At 65.0% G+C, this 17,594-nt stretch carries 16 protein-coding genes; 4 read left to right on the forward strand and 12 right to left on the reverse strand.

Annotated features, from left to right (window positions below; all coding sequences use genetic code 11):
* Window positions 1-7: 7 nt before the first annotated feature.
* Window positions 8-1,051: a type IV pilus twitching motility protein PilT gene (locus DSM104440_RS00685; RefSeq protein WP_171159805.1), complete on the reverse strand. Its 1,044-nt coding sequence runs from the start codon at window positions 1,049-1,051 to the stop codon at window positions 8-10.
* A gap of 46 nt (window positions 1,052-1,097) precedes the next feature.
* On the opposite strand from DSM104440_RS00685, the gene DSM104440_RS00690 reads away from it, so the two are divergent.
* From DSM104440_RS00690 to DSM104440_RS00700, 3 genes are read left to right on the forward strand one after another with little or no spacing between them, the layout of a single operon-like run.
* Window positions 1,098-1,811, forward strand: a complete 714-nt coding sequence (locus DSM104440_RS00690) for a YggS family pyridoxal phosphate-dependent enzyme (RefSeq protein ID WP_171159807.1) — start codon at window positions 1,098-1,100, stop codon at window positions 1,809-1,811.
* Window positions 1,808-2,629, forward strand: coding sequence for a pyrroline-5-carboxylate reductase (gene proC / locus DSM104440_RS00695; RefSeq protein WP_171159809.1), 822 nt, complete (start codon window positions 1,808-1,810; stop codon window positions 2,627-2,629). Before DSM104440_RS00690 ends, proC begins: the two co-directional genes overlap by 4 nt.
* Window positions 2,626-3,213, forward strand: a complete 588-nt coding sequence (locus DSM104440_RS00700; RefSeq protein ID WP_171159811.1) for a YggT family protein — start codon at window positions 2,626-2,628, stop codon at window positions 3,211-3,213. The genes proC and DSM104440_RS00700 overlap by 4 nt, the downstream gene beginning before the upstream one ends.
* Before the next feature lie 100 nt (window positions 3,214-3,313).
* On the opposite strand, the gene DSM104440_RS00705 is transcribed toward DSM104440_RS00700, so the two are convergent.
* The 11 genes from DSM104440_RS00705 to DSM104440_RS00755 all read right to left on the reverse strand — a co-directional run bounded on the left by DSM104440_RS00705 (window position 3,314) and on the right by DSM104440_RS00755 (window position 16,273).
* On the reverse strand, window positions 3,314-4,996 hold the full coding sequence (locus DSM104440_RS00705; RefSeq protein ID WP_212758156.1) for a long-chain fatty acid--CoA ligase: 1,683 nt from the start codon (window positions 4,994-4,996) through the stop codon (window positions 3,314-3,316).
* Complete coding sequence (locus DSM104440_RS00710; RefSeq protein WP_171159813.1) at window positions 4,989-6,206, reverse strand: acyl-CoA dehydrogenase family protein; 1,218 nt, start codon at window positions 6,204-6,206, stop codon at window positions 4,989-4,991. The genes DSM104440_RS00705 and DSM104440_RS00710 overlap by 8 nt, the downstream gene beginning before the upstream one ends.
* Window positions 6,207-6,217: 11 nt before the next feature.
* Window positions 6,218-7,279 (reverse strand): phosphotransferase, encoded by a 1,062-nt coding sequence (locus DSM104440_RS00715; RefSeq protein WP_171159815.1) that lies wholly within the window; start codon window positions 7,277-7,279, stop codon window positions 6,218-6,220.
* Window positions 7,276-8,049 carry an SDR family oxidoreductase gene (locus DSM104440_RS00720; RefSeq protein WP_171159817.1) on the reverse strand — a complete coding sequence of 258 codons (774 nt, stop codon included), beginning with the start codon at window positions 8,047-8,049 and terminating at the stop codon, window positions 7,276-7,278. Before DSM104440_RS00720 ends, DSM104440_RS00715 begins: the two co-directional genes overlap by 4 nt.
* Window positions 8,049-9,227, reverse strand: coding sequence for an acetyl-CoA C-acyltransferase (locus DSM104440_RS00725; protein WP_171159819.1), 1,179 nt, complete (start codon window positions 9,225-9,227; stop codon window positions 8,049-8,051). Before DSM104440_RS00725 ends, DSM104440_RS00720 begins: the two co-directional genes overlap by 1 nt.
* A 9-nt stretch (window positions 9,228-9,236) precedes the next feature.
* Window positions 9,237-11,351, reverse strand: a complete 2,115-nt coding sequence (locus tag DSM104440_RS00730; RefSeq protein WP_171159822.1) for a 3-hydroxyacyl-CoA dehydrogenase NAD-binding domain-containing protein — start codon at window positions 11,349-11,351, stop codon at window positions 9,237-9,239.
* A gap of 129 nt (window positions 11,352-11,480) precedes the next feature.
* The gene (locus DSM104440_RS00735) at window positions 11,481-12,176 is read right to left on the reverse strand and encodes an ABC transporter ATP-binding protein (RefSeq protein WP_171159824.1); all 696 of its coding nucleotides are present in this window, start codon (window positions 12,174-12,176) and stop codon (window positions 11,481-11,483) included.
* A complete protein-coding gene (locus DSM104440_RS00740; protein WP_171159826.1) occupies window positions 12,169-12,921 on the reverse strand; it encodes an ABC transporter ATP-binding protein in 753 nt (250 codons plus the stop codon). The genes DSM104440_RS00735 and DSM104440_RS00740 overlap by 8 nt, the downstream gene beginning before the upstream one ends.
* Window positions 12,918-14,123 (reverse strand): branched-chain amino acid ABC transporter permease, encoded by a 1,206-nt coding sequence (locus DSM104440_RS00745; protein ID WP_171159828.1) that lies wholly within the window; start codon window positions 14,121-14,123, stop codon window positions 12,918-12,920. The genes DSM104440_RS00740 and DSM104440_RS00745 overlap by 4 nt, the downstream gene beginning before the upstream one ends.
* Window positions 14,120-15,016 (reverse strand): branched-chain amino acid ABC transporter permease, encoded by an 897-nt coding sequence (locus DSM104440_RS00750; RefSeq protein WP_171159830.1) that lies wholly within the window; start codon window positions 15,014-15,016, stop codon window positions 14,120-14,122. Before DSM104440_RS00750 ends, DSM104440_RS00745 begins: the two co-directional genes overlap by 4 nt.
* Before the next feature lie 15 nt (window positions 15,017-15,031).
* Window positions 15,032-16,273: a branched-chain amino acid ABC transporter substrate-binding protein gene (locus DSM104440_RS00755; protein WP_212758157.1), complete on the reverse strand. Its 1,242-nt coding sequence runs from the start codon at window positions 16,271-16,273 to the stop codon at window positions 15,032-15,034.
* A gap of 123 nt (window positions 16,274-16,396) precedes the next feature.
* On the opposite strand from DSM104440_RS00755, the gene DSM104440_RS00760 reads away from it, so the two are divergent.
* A complete protein-coding gene (locus DSM104440_RS00760) occupies window positions 16,397-17,593 on the forward strand; it encodes an acyl-CoA dehydrogenase family protein (RefSeq protein ID WP_171159832.1) in 1,197 nt (398 codons plus the stop codon).
* Window position 17,594: the final 1 nt, after the last annotated feature.

A 17,594-nucleotide genomic window follows, 5' to 3' on the forward strand; every position in this document is an offset into this window, starting at 1 on the left:
TACTCCTTCAACCGAGGAAGAGGTCCTTGTTCATCGCCTTGTTCCGGGCCTCGGGGGCCGCGACAAGATTGCGCTTCACAAGGTCGAGCAGGTTCTGGTCGAGTGTCTGCATGCCCAGCGCCTGGCCGGTCTGGATGGATGAATACATCTGTGCGACCTTCGCCTCGCGGATGAGGTTCCGGATGGCGGGCGTGCCGATCATGATTTCGTGGGCGGCGACGCGGCCCGTGCCGTCCTTGGTCTTGCACAGTGTCTGCGAGATCACGGAGCGCAGGGACTCCGACAACATCGCGCGGATCATTTCCTTTTCCGCCGCGGGGAACACGTCGATGATGCGGTCCACGGTCTTCGCCGCGGACGACGTATGCAGCGTGCCGAACACCAGGTGGCCCGTTTCCGCGGCCGTCATCGCGAGGCGAATGGTTTCCAGGTCGCGCATTTCGCCCACGAGGATGATGTCCGGGTCCTCGCGAAGCGCGCTGCGCAGCGCGTTCGAGAACGAGAGCGTGTGGGGTCCGACCTCGCGCTGGTTCATCAGGCACTTCTTGGATTCGTGCACGAACTCGATCGGGTCCTCGACCGTGAGGATGTGGCCGTACTCGTGTTCGTTCACGTGGTTCACCATCGCCGCGAGCGTCGTCGACTTGCCCGAGCCCGTCGGGCCCGTGACGAGCACGAGGCCGCGCGGCTGGTTCGCGATTTCCGCGAAGATCTTCGGCGCGTTGAGCTCCTCGAGCGTCAGCACCTTGGAAGGAATCGTCCGGAACACAGCACCCGCGCCGCGGTTCTGGTTGAACGCGTTGACGCGGAAGCGCGCGAGGTTCGGGATCTCGAACGAGAAGTCCACTTCCAGCGTCTCTTCGTAAACCTTGCGCTGGGAGTCGTTCATGATGTCGTAGACCATCCCGTGCACGTCCTTGTGCTCGAGCGCGGGGATGTTGATGCGCCGCACGTCGCCGTGCACGCGGATCATGGGAGGCAGGCCCGCGGAAAGGTGCAGGTCCGAGGCTTTGTTCTTGACCGAAAAGGCGAGCAGTTCAGCAATGTCCATGGGGATCGCTCAGGTAGAATTTGCACCTCGAAAAACCGAGTCGATTATGTCCCCAATCGCCGCGAACCTGCAAGTTGTGAAACGGCGCATTTCCGAGGCGTTACAAGGGGATAGGCGCGCGATCACGTTGGTCGCGGTATCGAAGACGCGCCCGGCGGGCGATGTTCGCGTGGCATTCGATGCCGGGTGCCGCGATTTCGGCGAGAACTACGTGCAGGACGCGCTTCCGAAGATCGCGGCGCTGGCGGGCCTGCCGCTCGCGTGGCACTTCATCGGTTCGCTGCAGACCAACAAGGCAAAGGACGTGGCCGAGCATTTCGACTGGTTCCATGCGGTGGACCGCGCGAAGATCGCGCAGGCGCTTTCGCGCCATCGCCCCGCGTCGCAAGCGCCCCTGCAGGTGTGCATCCAGGTGAACATCAGCCGCGAGGCGACCAAGAGCGGCGTGACGGGCGAGGAAGTCGTGCCGCTCGCGCGCGAGGTTGCGTCACTTCCGAGGCTGGCACTCCGCGGGCTCATGGGCATGGCGAGCCCGACGGACGATGTCGCCAAACAACGCCGCGAGTTCGCGCAACTGCGCGGCGCCTTCGAGAACCTGCGCGCCGAGGGATTCGATGTCGACACGCTTTCGATGGGCATGACGCAGGATTTCGAGGCCGCGCTGGCCGAGGGTTCGACGATGGTTCGCATCGGCACCGCGATCTTCGGGAAGCGAGACCCTCTCCCTGGCCCTCTCCCAAGGGAGAGGGAACAAGCATGAAGCTCGCATTCATCGGCGGCGGCAACATGGCGACCGCGATCCTCGGTGGCCTGATGGCCAAGGGCTTTCGCGGCGCGGATGCGGTGGTGGCCGAGATCGACGCGGCGGCGCGCGCGCGGCTCGCCTCCGAGCTCGGCGTGAGCACCGTGGAGGCGCCTGGCGCGGAAATGGCGCGGGTGGACGTGATCGTGCTCGCTGTGAAACCGCAGAACATGCGCGAGGTGGCGAAGTCGCTGGCACCGCATCTTTCGAAGCAGCTCGTGGTGTCGATCGCCGCGGGCATTCGCATTGCCGACCTCACCCGCTGGCTGGGCGGTCACTCGCGCATCGTGCGCGCCATGCCCAATACGCCGGCACTCGTGCAGGCGGGCATCACGGGGCTCTATGCGACGGACGCGGTGACTCTGTCCGATCGCGAGAAGGTGAATGAACTTCTCGCCGCCATCGGCGCCACGGTCTGGCTCGATAGCGAAGGCGATATCGATATCGTCACCGCGATCTCGGGCAGCGGCCCGGCGTATGTCTTCTACGTGATGGAAGCGCTGGAAGCCGCGGCGAAGGATCTGGGCCTCGCGCCCGACAAGGCGCGCACGCTCGCCCTCTGGACGTTCGCGGGGGGTGCCAAGCTCGCGGCTGAGCGCGGGCTCGATCCTGCGGTGCTGCGCGCGCAGGTGACATCGAAGGGCGGCACGACACAGGCGGCCATTTCAGTGCTGGATGCCGCGCAGGTGAAAGCCATGTTCGTGGCCGCGATCAAGGCCGCGCACACGCGGTCGCAACAGTTGGGTGACGAGTTCGGAAAGGACCCGCAGTCGTGATCAACCAGGCGCTCATCTTCGTCGTCGACACGCTCTTCCACCTGTTCATCCTCGCGGTGCTGGTGCGATTCTGGATGCAGGTGCTGCGCGCGCCGATGAGAAACCCCATCGCGCAATTCACGATGGCGCTCAGCGACTGGGCCGTGAAGCCGCTGCGCCGCATCATCCCCGGCTTCTTCGGCCTCGACCTCGCCTCGCTCCTTGTCGCCTGGGCGGCGGAGTTCGTGCTCCAGGTGATCCTGCTTTACATCATGGACAGGCCGATCACCGAGAACCCTGGAGTGCTTTCGGTGGTGCTGTTCTTCGCGTTCGTGAAGCTGATCCGGCTGTCGATCTACGTCTTCATCGGCGCACTGATCCTCCAGGCCGTGCTCTCGTGGGTGAATCCCCACCACCCGGTCGCGCCGTTCTTCGATGCGCTCACGCGTCCGTTCATGAAGCCCGTGCGGAAGATCATTCCGCTGATCGGCGGCGTGGACATCTCGCCGATCTTCGTCCTCATTGCCTTCCAGCTCGTGCTGATGCTGCCGGTCGCGTGGCTCGAGGGGCAGGCGATGATGATGATCGTTCGGGCGCTGGTGTAAGCCCCTGTCATCCTGAGGGCCGCAGTGCCCGAAGGACCTGCTGTAGAGCGGTAGCGCCGCGCTTGCGCTGTAAAGCAGGTCCTTCGGTCGCTGGCGCTCCTCAGGATGACAGTTGTTCTTTTTCCTGCAGTACACGCCACTGGATCTTCCCGGTAGCGGTCTTTGGCAGCGATTCGACGAACTCGATGATGCGCGGCACCTTGTAGGCCGCCATCTTGCCGCGCGCCCACTCGGTGATCTCCTCGGGCGTGACGCTGCCCCGGCTCGCGGGCTTCAACACCACAACGGCTTTCACCGTCTCGCCCCGATGCGTGTCCTTCGCGGCGATCACGCACGCTTCCTGGATGGCAGGGTGGCCGTAGAGGAGGGATTCGACTTCCGCGGGCCAGACCTTCATGCCCGAGGCATTGATCATTCGCTTCAGGCGGTCGACGAGGAAGAAGTAGCCCTCCTCGTCCATGCGGCCGAGGTCACCGGTGCGGAAAAACTTCTTGCCGTCGCGCTCGAAGAAGCACTCCTTCGTCGCTTCGGGGTTGTCCCAGTAGCCGAGGAAGATCTGCGGGCCGGCGCTGACGATTTCGCCCACTTCGCCCTGGGGCAACTCCTCGAGCGTCGCGGGATCGACGACCATCGAGGTCGTGTCGAACACGGGAATGCCCAGGCACTGCTTCTTCGGGCGGTCGGGCGGATTGATGTGCGTGGGCGCCATCGTTTCGCTCAGCCCGTAGCCTTCGACGAACGAAAGCCCGCAAAGCTCCTTCAACTTCGTGGCAACGGCTTCGGGCATCGCCGCGCCGCCGCCCGACATGCGCTGCACCGTGGAGAGGTCCCAGCTCGCGGCGTTCGGGCTCGCGAGGAGATCGACCACCATCGTCGGGATCAGCGTCCACGCGCTCACCTTGTGGCGTTGGATGAGCACGCCGGCGACTTCACGATCCCAGCGCGGCAGCAGCACCACCGTGCAGCCGTTGAGGATCGGCGTGTTCATGCTGTTTTGCATGCCGGTCACGTGGAAGTACGGCAGCACGCCGAGGTAGATCACCTCGGATGAAATCTTGAACCACTCGAAGGGCATCACGATCGTCGACATCACGGTCGCGTGCGTATGCATGCAGCCCTTGGGCTTGCCCGTCGTCCCCGACGTGTAGGGCATCACGGCGAGGTCGTTGGGGCCCGCGGTCGTCGGACCGGGTGCGAGGTCCTGTGCGATCGCATCCGACCACAGCGTCACGTTCGGCCCGGCGATCGGCTGGCGCGGAAGCTTGAACGCATCGGGCACCTTCAGATCCGTGGGATTCACGAGGTGATTCGCATACGCCGCGACGATCGCATGCTGCAGCGTTCCATCCGCGGCGAGCGGGCCGGCCGCGGGCCACAGCTCCTGCGCCACGATCGCAACCTTCGCGCCCGAGTCCTTCACGTAACCGCGCAGCTCCTCGGTGAGGTTCATCGGATTGATCGGCACGACGACCGCATCGGCGCGCAGGATCGCGTAGTAGGCGATGACGAACTCGAAGCTGTTCTGCGCGAAGAGCAGCACGCGGTCGCCCTTCGCGACGCCGCACTTCTTCTGCAGGAAGCCCGCGAGCTTCAGCGCTTCGGCTTCCAGCGCCTTGAAGGTGATCGCGTTGTCGTAGCAGATGAACGCGGGCTTGTCGGGATAGCGGCGCGCGGAGACTTCGAGGTTGTACCAGACGCTCGTCGCGGGGTACGTCAGCGACTTGGGGGCTTCCCGGGGCCAGTAGGCGTAGTGACGCGGCTGCTGCATGGCGGCGTTATCCATGGCGTGCGAGTTCGAGCTTTCCGATCTGGTTGCGGTGCACTTCATCGGGACCATCGGCCAGGCGCAGCGTGCGCGCCTTCGCGTACATCGCGGCGAGCGGGAAGTCTTCCGAAACGCCGGCGGCCCCGCAGGCCTGGATCGCCCAGTCGATCACGGTGAGCGCCATGTTGGGCGCGGCGACCTTGATCATCGCGATTTCCTTCCGCGCAACCTTGTTGCCGGCGGTGTCCATCATCCACGCGGCGTTGAGCACGAGAAGCCGCGCCTGGTCGATCAGGATGCGGGCGTTGGCGATGCGCTCGAGCGTCACCGTCTGCTCGGAGATGGGCTTGCCGAAAGCAACACGCGCCTTCGTGCGGCGGCACATCACTTCGAGCGCGCGTTCGGCCACACCGATGACGCGCATGCAGTGGTGGATGCGGCCCGGACCCAGGCGGCCCTGCGCGATCTCGAAGCCGCGGCCCTCGCCGAGCAGCATGTTGGTCGCGGGCACTCGCACGTCCTTGAAGTCGATCTCGCCGTGGCCGTGCGGCGCGTCGTCGTCGCCGAACACCGGCAGCGCGCGCACGATCTTCACGCCGGGCGCATCCATCGGCACGAGGATCATCGACTGCTGCTGGTGCCGGTTCGCATTCGTCGGATCGGACTTGCCCATGAAGATGAGGATCTTGCAGCGCGGATCGGGCGCGCCGGTCGTCCACCACTTGCGGCCGTTGATCACGTAGTCGTTGCCATCCCGCACGATGCTCGACGCAATGTTGGTCGCATCCGACGAAGCGACCGCGGGCTCGGTCATCGCGAACGCGGAGCGGATCTTGCCGGCGAGGAGGGGTTCCAGCCACTGCTTCTTCTGCTCGGGCGTGCCGTAGCGCTCGAGCACTTCCATGTTTCCGGTGTCGGGCGCGTTGCAATTGAACGACTCGGGACCGATCTCGGAGCGGCCCATGATTTCGCACAGCGGCGCGTACTCGAGGTTCGTGAGGCCGGCGCCGAGCGCGGAGGCGGGCAGGAAGAGGTTCCACAGCCCCTGCGCGCGCGCCTTCTCCTTGAGCGACTCCATCACCTTCGTCGCCTGCCACGGGTTGCCCGCCTTGCGGTTGGCGCGCACCTCGTCGGCAAAGGGGACCTCTGCGGGATAGACATGGGCTTCCATGAAGGCGGTGACGCGTTCCTGGAGCGCGCGGGTTTTTTCCGAGTAGCCGAATTGCATGTGTTTCTCCTTCAGGACTGCAGCTTGAGGGCCTGCTTCCAGCCTTCCTCCGCGATCGGCCGGGCCCTCTTGCCGGCTTCGATCGCTTCCGCGCTCGCCGCATTGCCTTGCAGCGCGCGCGACATCACGCCCTGCAGGATCGCCGCGAGGCGGAACATGTTGAATGCGAGGTAGTACTCCCAGTTCGCGATTCCGTCGCGCCCGGTTCTCCGGCAATACGCCGCGAGGTATTCCTTCTCGTCGGGAATGCCCAGCGCAGTGAAATCCGCGCCCAGCAGGCCGCGCGCGTGCGCGCCACCCGGAAGACGCCAGGTCATGCAGTGGTACGCAAAGTCCGCGAGCGGATGACCGAGGGTGGAGAGCTCCCAGTCGAGGACGCCCAGGATGCGCGGCTCGCGCGGATGGAAGATCACGTTGTCGATGCGGTAGTCGCCGTGCACCACCGAGGTTTCGTCGCCCACGGGCAGGTTCTTCGGGAGCCACTCGATGAGGCTATCCATCGCCTCGATCTTCTCGGTCTCGGAAGCGCGGTACTGCTTGGTCCAGCGGTCGATCTGGCGCGCGAGATAGTTGCCGGTCTTGCCGTAGGTCTCGAGGCCCGCGGCGCGATAGTCCACGCTGTGCAACGCGGCAATCACGCGGTTCATCTCGCTGTAGAGCGCGCGGCGTTCGGTGGGCGTGACGCCGGGCAGCTGCGGGTCCCAGAAGATTCGACCCTCGAGGTAGTCCATGACGAAGAACGAAGTGCCGATGACTTCCGGGTCCTCGCACAGCGCGTAGGTCTTCGGAACCGGCACGTCGGTTTTCGCGAGCGCGGTCATCACCTGGTACTCGCGATCCACGGCGTGCGCGGAGGGGAGAAGCTTGCCCGGCGGCTTGCGGCGCAGCGCGTACCGCTTCGTGCCGGCGGTGACCAGATACGTGGGATTCGACTGCCCGCCCTTGAACTGCACGATCTCGAGCGCGCCGACGTTCGAATCCACGTGCTCGCGCATCCACGCGGCAAGCTTCTCCGCGTCGAACGCGTGCTGCGGGGCGACCGGGCGCGTGCCCGAGAACTTCTCGAAGCTCATGTGACGCTGTTGCCTCCGTCGACGGCGATGTACTGGCCGGTGATGTGGCGCGAGGCTTCGGAGGCGAGGAACGCGGCCACGCCCTTCAGGTCCTCCTCACCGCCGATGCGCCCGAGCGGGGTCGCCGCAATGACGCGCGCGCCGATCTTCTCGAGGATCCCGCTCGCCATCTTCGACGGGAAGAATCCCGGGCAAATCGCGTTCACGTTGATGTTGTACTTGCCCCACTCGGTGGCGAGAGCCCGCGTGAAGTTCACCGCCGCGCCCTTCGAGGTGTTGTAGGCAATCGTCGTCATGTCGGGCGGATTGCCCGAGAGCCCGGCGACCGACGCGATGTTGATGATCTTCCCGGACTTCCGATCGATCATGCAGCGCCGTCCCACCTCGCGCGACAGGAAAAACATCGCGTTGATGTTGAGGTTCATCACCTTGTGCCACGCCTCGTCCGGATACTGCTCGGCGGGCGCGCCCCACGACGCGCCGGCGTTGTTCACGAGGATGTCGATCGTGCCGAACTTCTTCACGACTTCGTCGACCATCGCGGGGATGGCTTCGAACTTCGAGAGATCGTTCACGATCGTGTGCACTTCGATGCCGCGCGCTTCCAGATGCTTCTTCGCTTCGACAAGTTCGTCTGCCTTGCGCGCGGTGATCGCGACCTTGGCGCCCATGTCGCCCAGGCCCTCGGCGATCTGCAGCCCCAGCCCGCGCGAACCACCCGTGACGAGCGCCACCTTGCCCTTGAGGTTGAAGAGATCGGCGGTCTTCATCACGCCACCTCGAACAGGCCGGCCGCGCCGATGCCGCCGGCCACGCACATCGTGACCACGACGTACTTCACCTTGCGGCGCTTGCCTTCGATCAGCGCATGGCCTACGAGACGCGCGCCCGTCATGCCGAAGGGATGGCCCACGGCGATGGAGCCGCCGTTCACGTTGAGGCGATCATCGGGAATGCCCAGCTTGTCGCGGCAGTAGATCACCTGCACCGCGAAGGCTTCATTCAATTCCCACAGGCCGATGTCGCCCACCTTGAGGCCGGCGCGCTCCAGCAGGCGCGGGACGGCGAACACAGGGCCGATGCCCATCTCGTCGGGCTCGCAGCCGGCGACCGCGAAGCCGCGGAAGATGCCGAGCGGCTCGATGCCGCGCTTCTCGGCGAGCTTCGCATCCATCACTACGCAGGCCGACGCGCCATCCGAGAACTGGCTCGCGTTGCCCGCGGCAACGACACCGCCGGGCATCGCGGATTTGATCTTCGCAACACCTTCGAGCGTGGTGTCCGCGCGAATGCCTTCGTCGGAATCGAGCGTCACTTCCTTCGAGAAGATGCGGCCCGAATCCTTGTCGGCCATGCCCATCGTCGTCGTGAACGGCGCGATCTCGTCCTTGAACTTGCCGGCCGCGACACCCGCTGCAGCACGCTGCTGGCTGCGAACGCCGTATTCGTCCTGCTGCTGGCGCGAGATCCCGTAGCGCTTCGCGACGTTCTCCGCCGTGTCCAGCATCGAGAGGTAGAGCTCGGGCTTGTTCTTCGCGATCCAGCCTTCGGTGCGCATGTGCTGGTTCGAGTTCTGCTGGACGCAGGAAATGGACTCGACGCCGCCGGCGATCATGATCGGCGAGCGATCGACGATCACCGAGTGCGCGGCCATCGCGATGGCCTGCAGGCCCGAGGAGCAGAAGCGGTTCACGGTCACGCCGGTCGCGGTGACCGGCAGGCCCGCGCGAATGCCCGACTGGCGCGCGATGTTCACGCCCGTCGCACCTTCGGGATAGCCGCAACCCATGATGATGTCCTCGACTTCGGCCGGATCGATCTTCGCGCGCTCGACGGCGGCCTTCACGACGTGGCCTCCCATCGTCGCGCCATGGGTCATGTTGAGGGCGCCCTTCCAGCTCTTGGCGAGTCCGGTCCTGGCAGTGGAAACAATGACGGCTTCGTTCATGGCGTGCTCCTAATTGAAGTTCTTGCCTTCGGCGGCGAGCTTGGAAAGGATCGCGGCGGGTTTCCAGAACGCGTCGCCGGTCTGCTTCTCGTATTTCTTCATCGCGCGCTCGACGTTGGGCAGCCCCACCTGGTCGGCGTAAAGCATCGGGCCGCCGCGGTGCAGCGGGAAACCGTAGCCGGTGAGGTAAACCATGTCCACGTCGGAAGCGCGAGCGGCGATGCATTCCTCCACGATACGCGCGCCTTCGTTCACCAGCGCATAGATGCAGCGCTCCACGATTTCCTCGTCGCTGATCTTGCGCGGGGTCACACCGTTGGCCTTGCGTACTTCCTCGATCACCTTGTCGACGACCGGATCGGGAATCGCATCGCGCTTGCCCGGTTCGTAGCGATACCAGCCGGCCCCCGTCTTCTGTCCGAAGCGGCCCATCTCGCAGATCTTGTCGGCGATGGGCTGCTTGGGTGTGTTCGCGTTCTCCGCATAGAGGCGCTTGCGAATCGACCAGCCGATGTCGTTGCCGGCGAGGTCGGCCACGCGGAAGGGGCCCATTGCGAAACCGAACTTCTCCATCGCGCGGTCAACCTGCTGGGGGGAAGCGCCTTCCTCGACAAGGTCGTTCGCCTGGCGGCCGTAGAACTTGAGCATCCGGTTGCCGATGAAGCCGTCGCACACGCCCGACACCACAGCGGTCTTCTTGATCTTCTTCCCGACCTGCATCACGGTGGCCATCACGTCGGGCGCGCTCTTCTTGCCGCGCACGACTTCGAGCAGCTTCATCACGTTGGCCGGACTGAAGAAGTGCATGCCCACCACGTCGCCGGGGCGCTTGGTGAAGGACGCGATCTTGTCCACGTCGAGCGTGGACGTGTTCGAGGCGAGAATGGCGCCGGGCTTGGCGACTTCATCGAGCTTCTTGAAGACCTGCTCCTTCACGCCGATCTCCTCGAACACCGCCTCGATGATGAGATCCGCGTCCTTGAGGTCGTCGTAGGAGAGCGTGGGCTTCAGCAGCGCCATGCGGCTTTCCATCTTGTCGGCGGTGAGCTTGCCCTTCTTCACCGTGCCCTCGTAGTTCTTGCGGATCGTCGCTAGCCCGCGGTCGAGCGCCTCCTGCTTGGTCTCGAGGATCGTCACGGGAATGCCCGCGTTGAGGAAGTTCATCGCGATCCCGCCGCCCATCGTGCCCGCGCCGATCACGCCGACCTTCTCGATCTTGCGCGGCTTGGTGTCTTCGGGAATGTCGGGGATCTTGGAGGCGGCGCGCTCGGCGAAGAACGCGTGGCGCAGGGCGCGCGACTCGGGCGTCATCATGAGTGCCAGGAACGTCTCGCGTTCGAGGCGCATGCCCGCCTCGAACGGCATGGTGAGCGAGGCGGCAACGACCTCCACGCATTTGAGCGGCGCGGGGAAGTTCTTCGCGACCGCGGTCACGCTGTTCTTCGCGAACTGCACGAAGGCTTCGGCGTTCGGGTGCGTGACCTTGAGGTCGCGCACGAGCTTCAGCGGCCGCTTCTCGGCGACCACCTTGCGTGCGAAGGCCAGGGCGCCCTCGATCAGGTCGCCCTCGATGATTTCGTCGAAGAGCGCCGTGGGCCGTTCCTTGGTGGGCACTCCCAGTTGTTCAGACGCAACCGGTGCGCCCGACGCAATCATGTTGAGCGCCGTCTCCAGGCCCACGACGCGCGGCAGCCGCTGCGTGCCGCCCGCGCCGGGGATGAGACCGAGCTTCACTTCCGGCAGCGCGATCTGCGCACCGGGGGAGGCCACGCGGAAGTGGCAGCCGAGCGAGAACTCGAGGCCGCCGCCCATGCACACCGTGTGGATCGCGACGATCACGGGCTTGGTCGCCGTCTCGGCGACACGGATCATTGTGTGCAGCGTGGGCTCGGCGAGCGCCTTCGGTCCGCCGAACTCCTTGATGTCGGCGCCGCCCGAGAACGCCTTGCCCGCTCCCGTCACGACGATCGCCGTGACCTTCGGATCGGCCAGCGCCTTCTCGATGCCCGCGACCACGGCGGTGCGGACCGGATGGCCCAGGCCGTTGACGGGCGGGTTGTCAAAGGTGATCAGGGCGATGTCGCCCCGGACTTCATAGTGCGCGGTGTTCGATTTCGTTTCCAAAATGCTCTCCTAGAAAAACCAAATTGTCATCCTGAGGAGCGAAGCGACGAAGGACCTGTTTTAGGGGTTTAACAGTTAAAACACTCAAGCAGGTCCTTCGTCGCTTCGCTCCTCAGGATGACAATCTCTTTAGACCTCCAGCCATTCCCTTCTCACAGCCTCGTTCGCCCTGAGATCCGCGGGCGATCCCTCGAAAACTACCTTCCCGTGCCCGAGGACATAAACCCGTTCCGAAATATCCAGCGCGATATCCAGCTTCTGCTCCACCAGCAATATCGGAATGCCGCGCTTGCGTACTGCATCGAGAAACCCCGCGACCAGCTCGACGATCTTGGGTGCGAGGCCTTCCGTGGGTTCGTCGATCATCACCAGCCGCGGCTCGCCCATCAGCGTGCGGCAAAGGGTCAGCATCTGTTGTTCACCGCCCGAGAGGACACCGGCAGCGGTATCGGCGCGTTCCTCGAGACGGGGGAAGAGATCAAACGCATCTTCCTCCGTGAAGCTGGTCCCCGCGCGCGTGCCCTTCATGCCGAGGACAAGATTTTCGCGCACGGTGAGCTCCGCGAAGATCGCGCGGTCCTCGGGCACGTAGCCCAGTCCCCGGCGCGCAATCTCGAAAGGCTTGAGGCCCGCGATGTCGTTGCCGCAGAAGCGAACGGTGCCGCGTGAGCGTACCTGGCCCATGATCGCCTTCACCGTCGTCGAGCGACCGACACCATTGCGGCCGAGCAGGCTCACGATCTCGCCGTCGCGCACATCGAGGTCCACGCCATGCAGGATGTGGCTCTTGCCGTACCAGGCATTGAGGCCGCGCACTTCAAGCATGGGCCGCACTCCCGAGGTAGGCCTCGCGCACGGCGGGGTTCGCGCGGATCTCGTCGGGCGTTCCGGTCGCGATGACTTCGCCGTACACGAGCACCGAAATGCGATCGGCGAGCCCGAACACGACACTCATGTCGTGCTCGACAACGAGCAGCGTGCGGCCCTCGGTCACGCGGCGGATGAGCGCCATCGCGGTGGCGGTCTCCGTGCGACTCATGCCGGCCGTGGGTTCGTCGAGCAGGATCACGCTCGCACCGCTGGCAATCGTGATGCCGATCTCGAGCGCGCGCTGCTCGGCATAGGAAAGGATTCCGGCGGGCACTTCGGACCGCGCGGTGAGGCCGACCTCTGCAACCACCTCGCGGGCTCGGTCGTTGGCGTCCTTCGCGCGCGCGACCGACTGCCAGAACGAATACTTGTAGCCCAGCGACCAGAGCACGGCGCAGCGAATGTTCTCGTGCACCGTGAGGCGATGAAAAAGGTTGTTCACCTGGAAGCTGCGCGCGAGCCCCAGGCGGTTGATCTCGTGCGGGCGGCGGCCGGAGATCGTCTCGCCGTGCAATGCGACGCGGCCCTCGTCGATCGGGAAGCGCGCGCTGATCAAATGAAATAGCACCGACTTCCCCGCGCCGTTGGGTCCGATGATCGCGTGGCGTTCCCCCTTCTCCACGCGTAGGTTCACGCCGCGCACGATCGCCGTCCGTCCGAAGCTCTTCTTCACGCCGGTGAGCTCGAGGGCGGCGTTCATGGCGCGCGGTCTCCCGCCAGCAGTGCCGTCGCCCGCGACCAGCCTTCGCGTTCGCGCTGCCAGAGCCAGCGGCACGTCGTCGTGCCCAATGCGAGCAGCGCCGCGGAGCCGAACCACGCAGCCATCGACGCGCCGCGCCCATCGGAAGCACGATAGGCGAGCTCGATCAGCAGCACGACCGCCACGAACACCATCGCCACGGGAATCGCCATGCGTGCGTAGATGGGTGCCACCGAACGCATGAGCCCCGCGTCCCACAGCCGCTTCTGTGTGGCGATCACGCTCGCGATCCCGCCCGGGACGAAGAGCACGGTCGCGAGGAACACGAGTCCGAAGTAGAACGGCCAGGCCTTGGTGAGCGAGGCGAGCACCGTTTGCATGAGCGTCACCGCGACTGCTCCGGCCACGGGACCGAAGAAGAATCCGATGCCGCCCAGGTACGTTGCGAGGAGCACGAGGCCCGACGTGAGAGACGAGAGCGACTCCGCGGTAACGATCTCGTAGTTGAGCGCGGCAAGGCCGCCCGCGATGCCGGCGAAGAACCCGGAGAGAGCCACCATCAGGAAGCGCACACGCTGCGGGTCGTAGCCCACGAACTGCGCGCGCTCGGGGTTGTCGCGCACAGCGTTCGCCATGCGGCCCAGCGGCGTGCGCGTGAGTGCGAACATGCCGGCCACGCAGGCGCACAGCCACAGCGCGATCAAATAGAACATCTGGATCTGCGGCCCGTAGCTGAGTCCCGCGATCGGCTCGCGCGCGGCGCGGTTGCCGGGGATCCCGGCCTCGCCACCGAAGAACACCGGGAACATGAGCGAGCACGCCGCGACCATCTCGCCCACCCCGAGCGAAATCATCGCGAACGTCGTTCCCGCGCGCCGCGTCGTGATGTAGCCGAAGATCAATCCGAACGTGAGACCCGCGAGCCCGCCCACGAGCGGCATGAATGTCACTGCGATCACCGGCGCGCCCTGCACCATGTTCAGCGCATGCACGGTGAAGAAGGCGCCGATGCCGTAGTACACCGCGTGCCCGAACGAGAGCAGCCCCGTGTGGCCCAGGAGCATGTTGTACGAGAGCGCGAAGATCACGAGGATGCCCATCTGGCAGAAGAGCGAGATCGCGAAGCCGCTGCTGAAGACGAGTGGCGCCACGACCACGATGACCGCGGCGAGGGCGAGCGAGATCTTCGCGGCGCGGGTCATGTCTCGCGTGTGCCCATGAGGCCGCGCGGCCGCGCGATGAGGATCAGCACCATGAGAAGGTAGGGCAGTACCGGTGCGAGCTGCGATACCGTGAGCCGCGCGAAGCCGGGAATCTTGTAGTCGATCGCCACCGCGAACGTCTGCAGGATGCCGATCGCGAGCGAGGCGATGAATGCTCCGGTGAGCGAACCCAGGCCACCGACTACGACGACGACGAACACGATCGAACCGACGGCCGCCGCCATTCCCGGCTCGGTCACGAACGCATTGCCGCCGATTACGCCTGCAAGTCCCGCGAGCGCGACGCCACCGCCGAACACCAGCATGAAGATGCGTGGCACGTCATGGCCGAGCGCCTCGACCATGTCGGGTTTGGTGAGCGCGGCGCGAATCACGAGCCCCAGGCGCGTGCGCGTGAGCAGCGCGTAGAGGGCAACGAGCATCCCCACTGACACCAGCATCATGAAACCCTTGTAGATCGGGAAGGTCGCCGAATAGAGCGTGAAGAGCGGGCCGTCGAGCGAGGCGGGCACCTTGTAGGGCACCGGCGTCTTGCCCCAGATGAGGTGCACGACTTCCTCGATGAGGAACGCGAGCCCGAACGTGAAGAGCAGTTCCGCGACGTGGCCACGGGCGCGCGCCGTGCGCAGCGCGAAGCGCTCGATCAGCGCGCCGATCACGCCGACCGCGAGCGGCGCGATCACCAGCGCCGGGTAGAAGCCCACCTTCGTGCTCACCACGTAACCGAAGTACGCACCGAGCATGTAGAAGCTCGCATGCGCGAAATTCAGCATGCCCATCATGCTGAAGATCAGCGTGAGGCCGGACGACAGCATGAACAGGAGCAACCCGTAGGTCACTCCGTTCAGCAGCGAAGTGAGGAAAAGCTCCAAGGCGAGGCGACCGCCTTACGGGCGGCGCATCTTGCAGGTCGTCGCGGGCGCCGTGGCGGCGGCGGGAAACTTCGCTTCCTCGCGGAAGGCAAAGCCCGTCACGCCGTCGGCGGTGTACTTGTACTTGCCGGGCGGGTCGGCCTTCACGAACGTCCCGACAAAAATGGGCTGGATGAGCTGGTGGTCGGAATCACGCATCGTGACCTCGCCCCACGGGCCTTCGTGCTTCAAGTTCTCCAGCGCGCGGGCCACCTTCACCGGCTCCGTGGACTTCGCGGCCGTCATGGCCTTCGCGAGCATCTCGATCGAATAGCGTGCCGACTGCGAGTAGGGATCGTCGAGCGCGTTGTGCTTCTTCTTGTACGCATCGAACATCGCCTGCGCGGCGGGTGAGGCGGCATTCGCATTCCAGATGGAAACGACCTTCACGCGTTCCACACCCGCATCGCCCAGAGCGGGAGGCGTGCCGATCACGCCCGCATAGAAGGTATAGAAGTCCGCCTTGAGGCCCGCGTCCTTCGCGGCCTTCACGAGCAGCGCGAGATCACTGCCCCAGTTGCCGGTCACGACGGAGTCCGCGCCCGAGGCGATGATCTTCGCGATGTAGGGCGCGAAGTCCTTCACGCGCGCGAGCGGATGCAGCTCGTCGCCCACGATCTGCACGTCGGGCCGCTTGGCGTTGAGCATCGCGCGCGCCGACTTCGCCACCTGGTGGCCGAACGAGTAATCCTGGTTGAAGAGGTAGACCTTCTTGATCTTCGACTGGCCCTTCATGTACGTCGTCAGCGCTTCGAGCTTCATGTCGCTGTTCGCGTCGAAGCGGAAATGCCAGAACGAGCACTTGTCGTTGGTGAACTCGGGATCGACCGCGGCGTAGTTGAGGAAGACGACTTCCTTGCCGGGGTTTCGCTCGTTGTGCTTGTTGACCGCATCGATGAGCGCCGCGGCCACGCTCGAGCCATTGCCCTGCGCGATGTAGCGCGCGCCCTTGTCGATCGCGCTCTTGAGCAGGATCAGGCTCTCCTGCGCGGAGAGCTTGTTGTCCATCGGCAGGATCTCGATCTTCTGGCCGAGCACGCCGCCCTTCGCGTTGATCAGCTCGGCGGCGAACTCCAGTTCCTTCAAGCCGCGCTCGCCGGTCGCGCCCATGAAGCCCGAGAGCGGATCGATGTATGCGACGCGAACCTGTGCCGCGGCGAATGGCGAGGCAAGGCTACCCGCGGCCAGCAGGGCGGCCGTCAAAAGACGCGTTTTCACTTTCCCCTCCGTTATGGGCTGCTGCTTTGCTGAAGTTTATCTTCCGCTGGTAAGCTCCTGCAATCGCGACGCAGAATAGACTTCCGCATCGCGGAACTACGAACTTTCGTACGGAGAATCCCCGTGGACCTCGAATACACCGCGAGCGAACGCGCCTTCCGCGATGAAGTGCGCGCCTTCGTCACCGCCAACCTTCCCGCCGACCTGAGCGCGAAAGTGCTCGAAGCCAAGCGCCTGACGCGTGACGATTTCATGCGCTGGCACAAGATCCTCGCCGCGAAGGGCTGGGTGGCCGCCGGTTGGCCCCAGCAATACGGCGGCCCGGGTTGGACCCCGGTCCAGCAGCACCTCTTCGACGAAGAGTGCGCCGCCGCCGGCGCGCCCGTGATCCTCCCGTTCGGCGTGCGCATGGTCGCCCCGGTGATCATGGCCTTCGGCAGCCAGGCGCAGAAGGACTACTTCCTGCCGCGGATTCTTTCCGGCGAGGACTGGTGGTGCCAGGGGTATTCGGAGCCGGGCTCGGGTTCGGATCTCGCGTCACTGAAGACGCGCGCCGAGCGCCAGGGCGATCACTACATCGTGAACGGGCAGAAGACGTGGAACACGCTCGGCCAGTACGCCGACTGGATCTTCTGCCTCGTGCGCACCGCGACCGAGGGCCGCCCGCAGGAGGGCATTTCGTTTCTCCTCATCGACATGAAGACGCCGGGCGTGACCGTTCGGCCGATCCGCATGCTCGATGGCGAAGAGGAGATCAACGAAGTCTGGTTCGAGAACGTGAAGGTGCCGGTGGACCAGCGCGTGGGCGAGGAGAACAAGGGCTGGACGTACGCCAAGTTCCTGCTCGGCCACGAGCGTACGGGCATCGCCGGTGTTGGCAAGTCCAAGCGTGAGCTGCAGAAGCTGAAGGGCATTGCGCGGAAGGAACGCGCGAGCGGCCGCCCGCTGATCGAGGACGCGCGCTTCCGTGATCGCATCGCGCAGATCGAGATCGAGCTGCTCGCACTCGAAGTCACGAATCTGCGCGTGCTCTCCGAGGAAGGCACGCGCAAGGGTCCCGGCCCCGAAGCCTCCATCCTCAAAGTGCGTGGCTCCGAGATCCAGCAGTCGCTCTCCGAGCTGATGATGCAAGCCGTCGGCCACTACGGTGTTCCGTATGTGCGCGAGGCGCTCGATGCCGACTACAAGGGTGAGACGGTCGGTGGCGATTACGCCGCGCCGCTCGCGGGCGTGTACTTCAACATGCGCAAGACCTCGATCTACTCGGGGTCGAACGAAATCCAGAAGAACATCATTTCGCAAATGGTCTTGGGACTTTAGA

It is taken from the genome of Usitatibacter palustris, assembly GCF_013003985.1.
Classification (GTDB): Bacteria; Pseudomonadota; Gammaproteobacteria; order Burkholderiales; family Usitatibacteraceae; genus Usitatibacter; species Usitatibacter palustris.

Bases quoted from the DNA above. Each gene is read 5' to 3' on its own strand.
- DSM104440_RS00685 (WP_171159805.1), bottom strand. From the start codon at position 1,051: ATGGACATTGCTGAACTGCTCGCCTTTTCGGTCAAGAACAAAGCCTCG.
- DSM104440_RS00690 (WP_171159807.1), top strand. From the start codon at position 1,098: ATGTCCCCAATCGCCGCGAACCTGCAAGTTGTGAAACGGCGCATTTCC.
- proC (WP_171159809.1), top strand. From the start codon at position 1,808: ATGAAGCTCGCATTCATCGGCGGCGGCAACATGGCGACCGCGATCCTC.
- DSM104440_RS00705 (WP_212758156.1), bottom strand. From the start codon at position 4,996: ATGGATAACGCCGCCATGCAGCAGCCGCGTCACTACGCCTACTGGCCC.
- DSM104440_RS00710 (WP_171159813.1), bottom strand. From the start codon at position 6,206: ATGCAATTCGGCTACTCGGAAAAAACCCGCGCGCTCCAGGAACGCGTC.
- DSM104440_RS00715 (WP_171159815.1), bottom strand. From the start codon at position 7,279: ATGAGCTTCGAGAAGTTCTCGGGCACGCGCCCGGTCGCCCCGCAGCAC.
- DSM104440_RS00720 (WP_171159817.1), bottom strand. From the start codon at position 8,049: ATGAAGACCGCCGATCTCTTCAACCTCAAGGGCAAGGTGGCGCTCGTC.
- DSM104440_RS00725 (WP_171159819.1), bottom strand. From the start codon at position 9,227: ATGAACGAAGCCGTCATTGTTTCCACTGCCAGGACCGGACTCGCCAAG.
- DSM104440_RS00735 (WP_171159824.1), bottom strand. From the start codon at position 12,176: ATGCTTGAAGTGCGCGGCCTCAATGCCTGGTACGGCAAGAGCCACATC.
- DSM104440_RS00740 (WP_171159826.1), bottom strand. From the start codon at position 12,921: ATGAACGCCGCCCTCGAGCTCACCGGCGTGAAGAAGAGCTTCGGACGG.
- DSM104440_RS00745 (WP_171159828.1), bottom strand. From the start codon at position 14,123: ATGACCCGCGCCGCGAAGATCTCGCTCGCCCTCGCCGCGGTCATCGTG.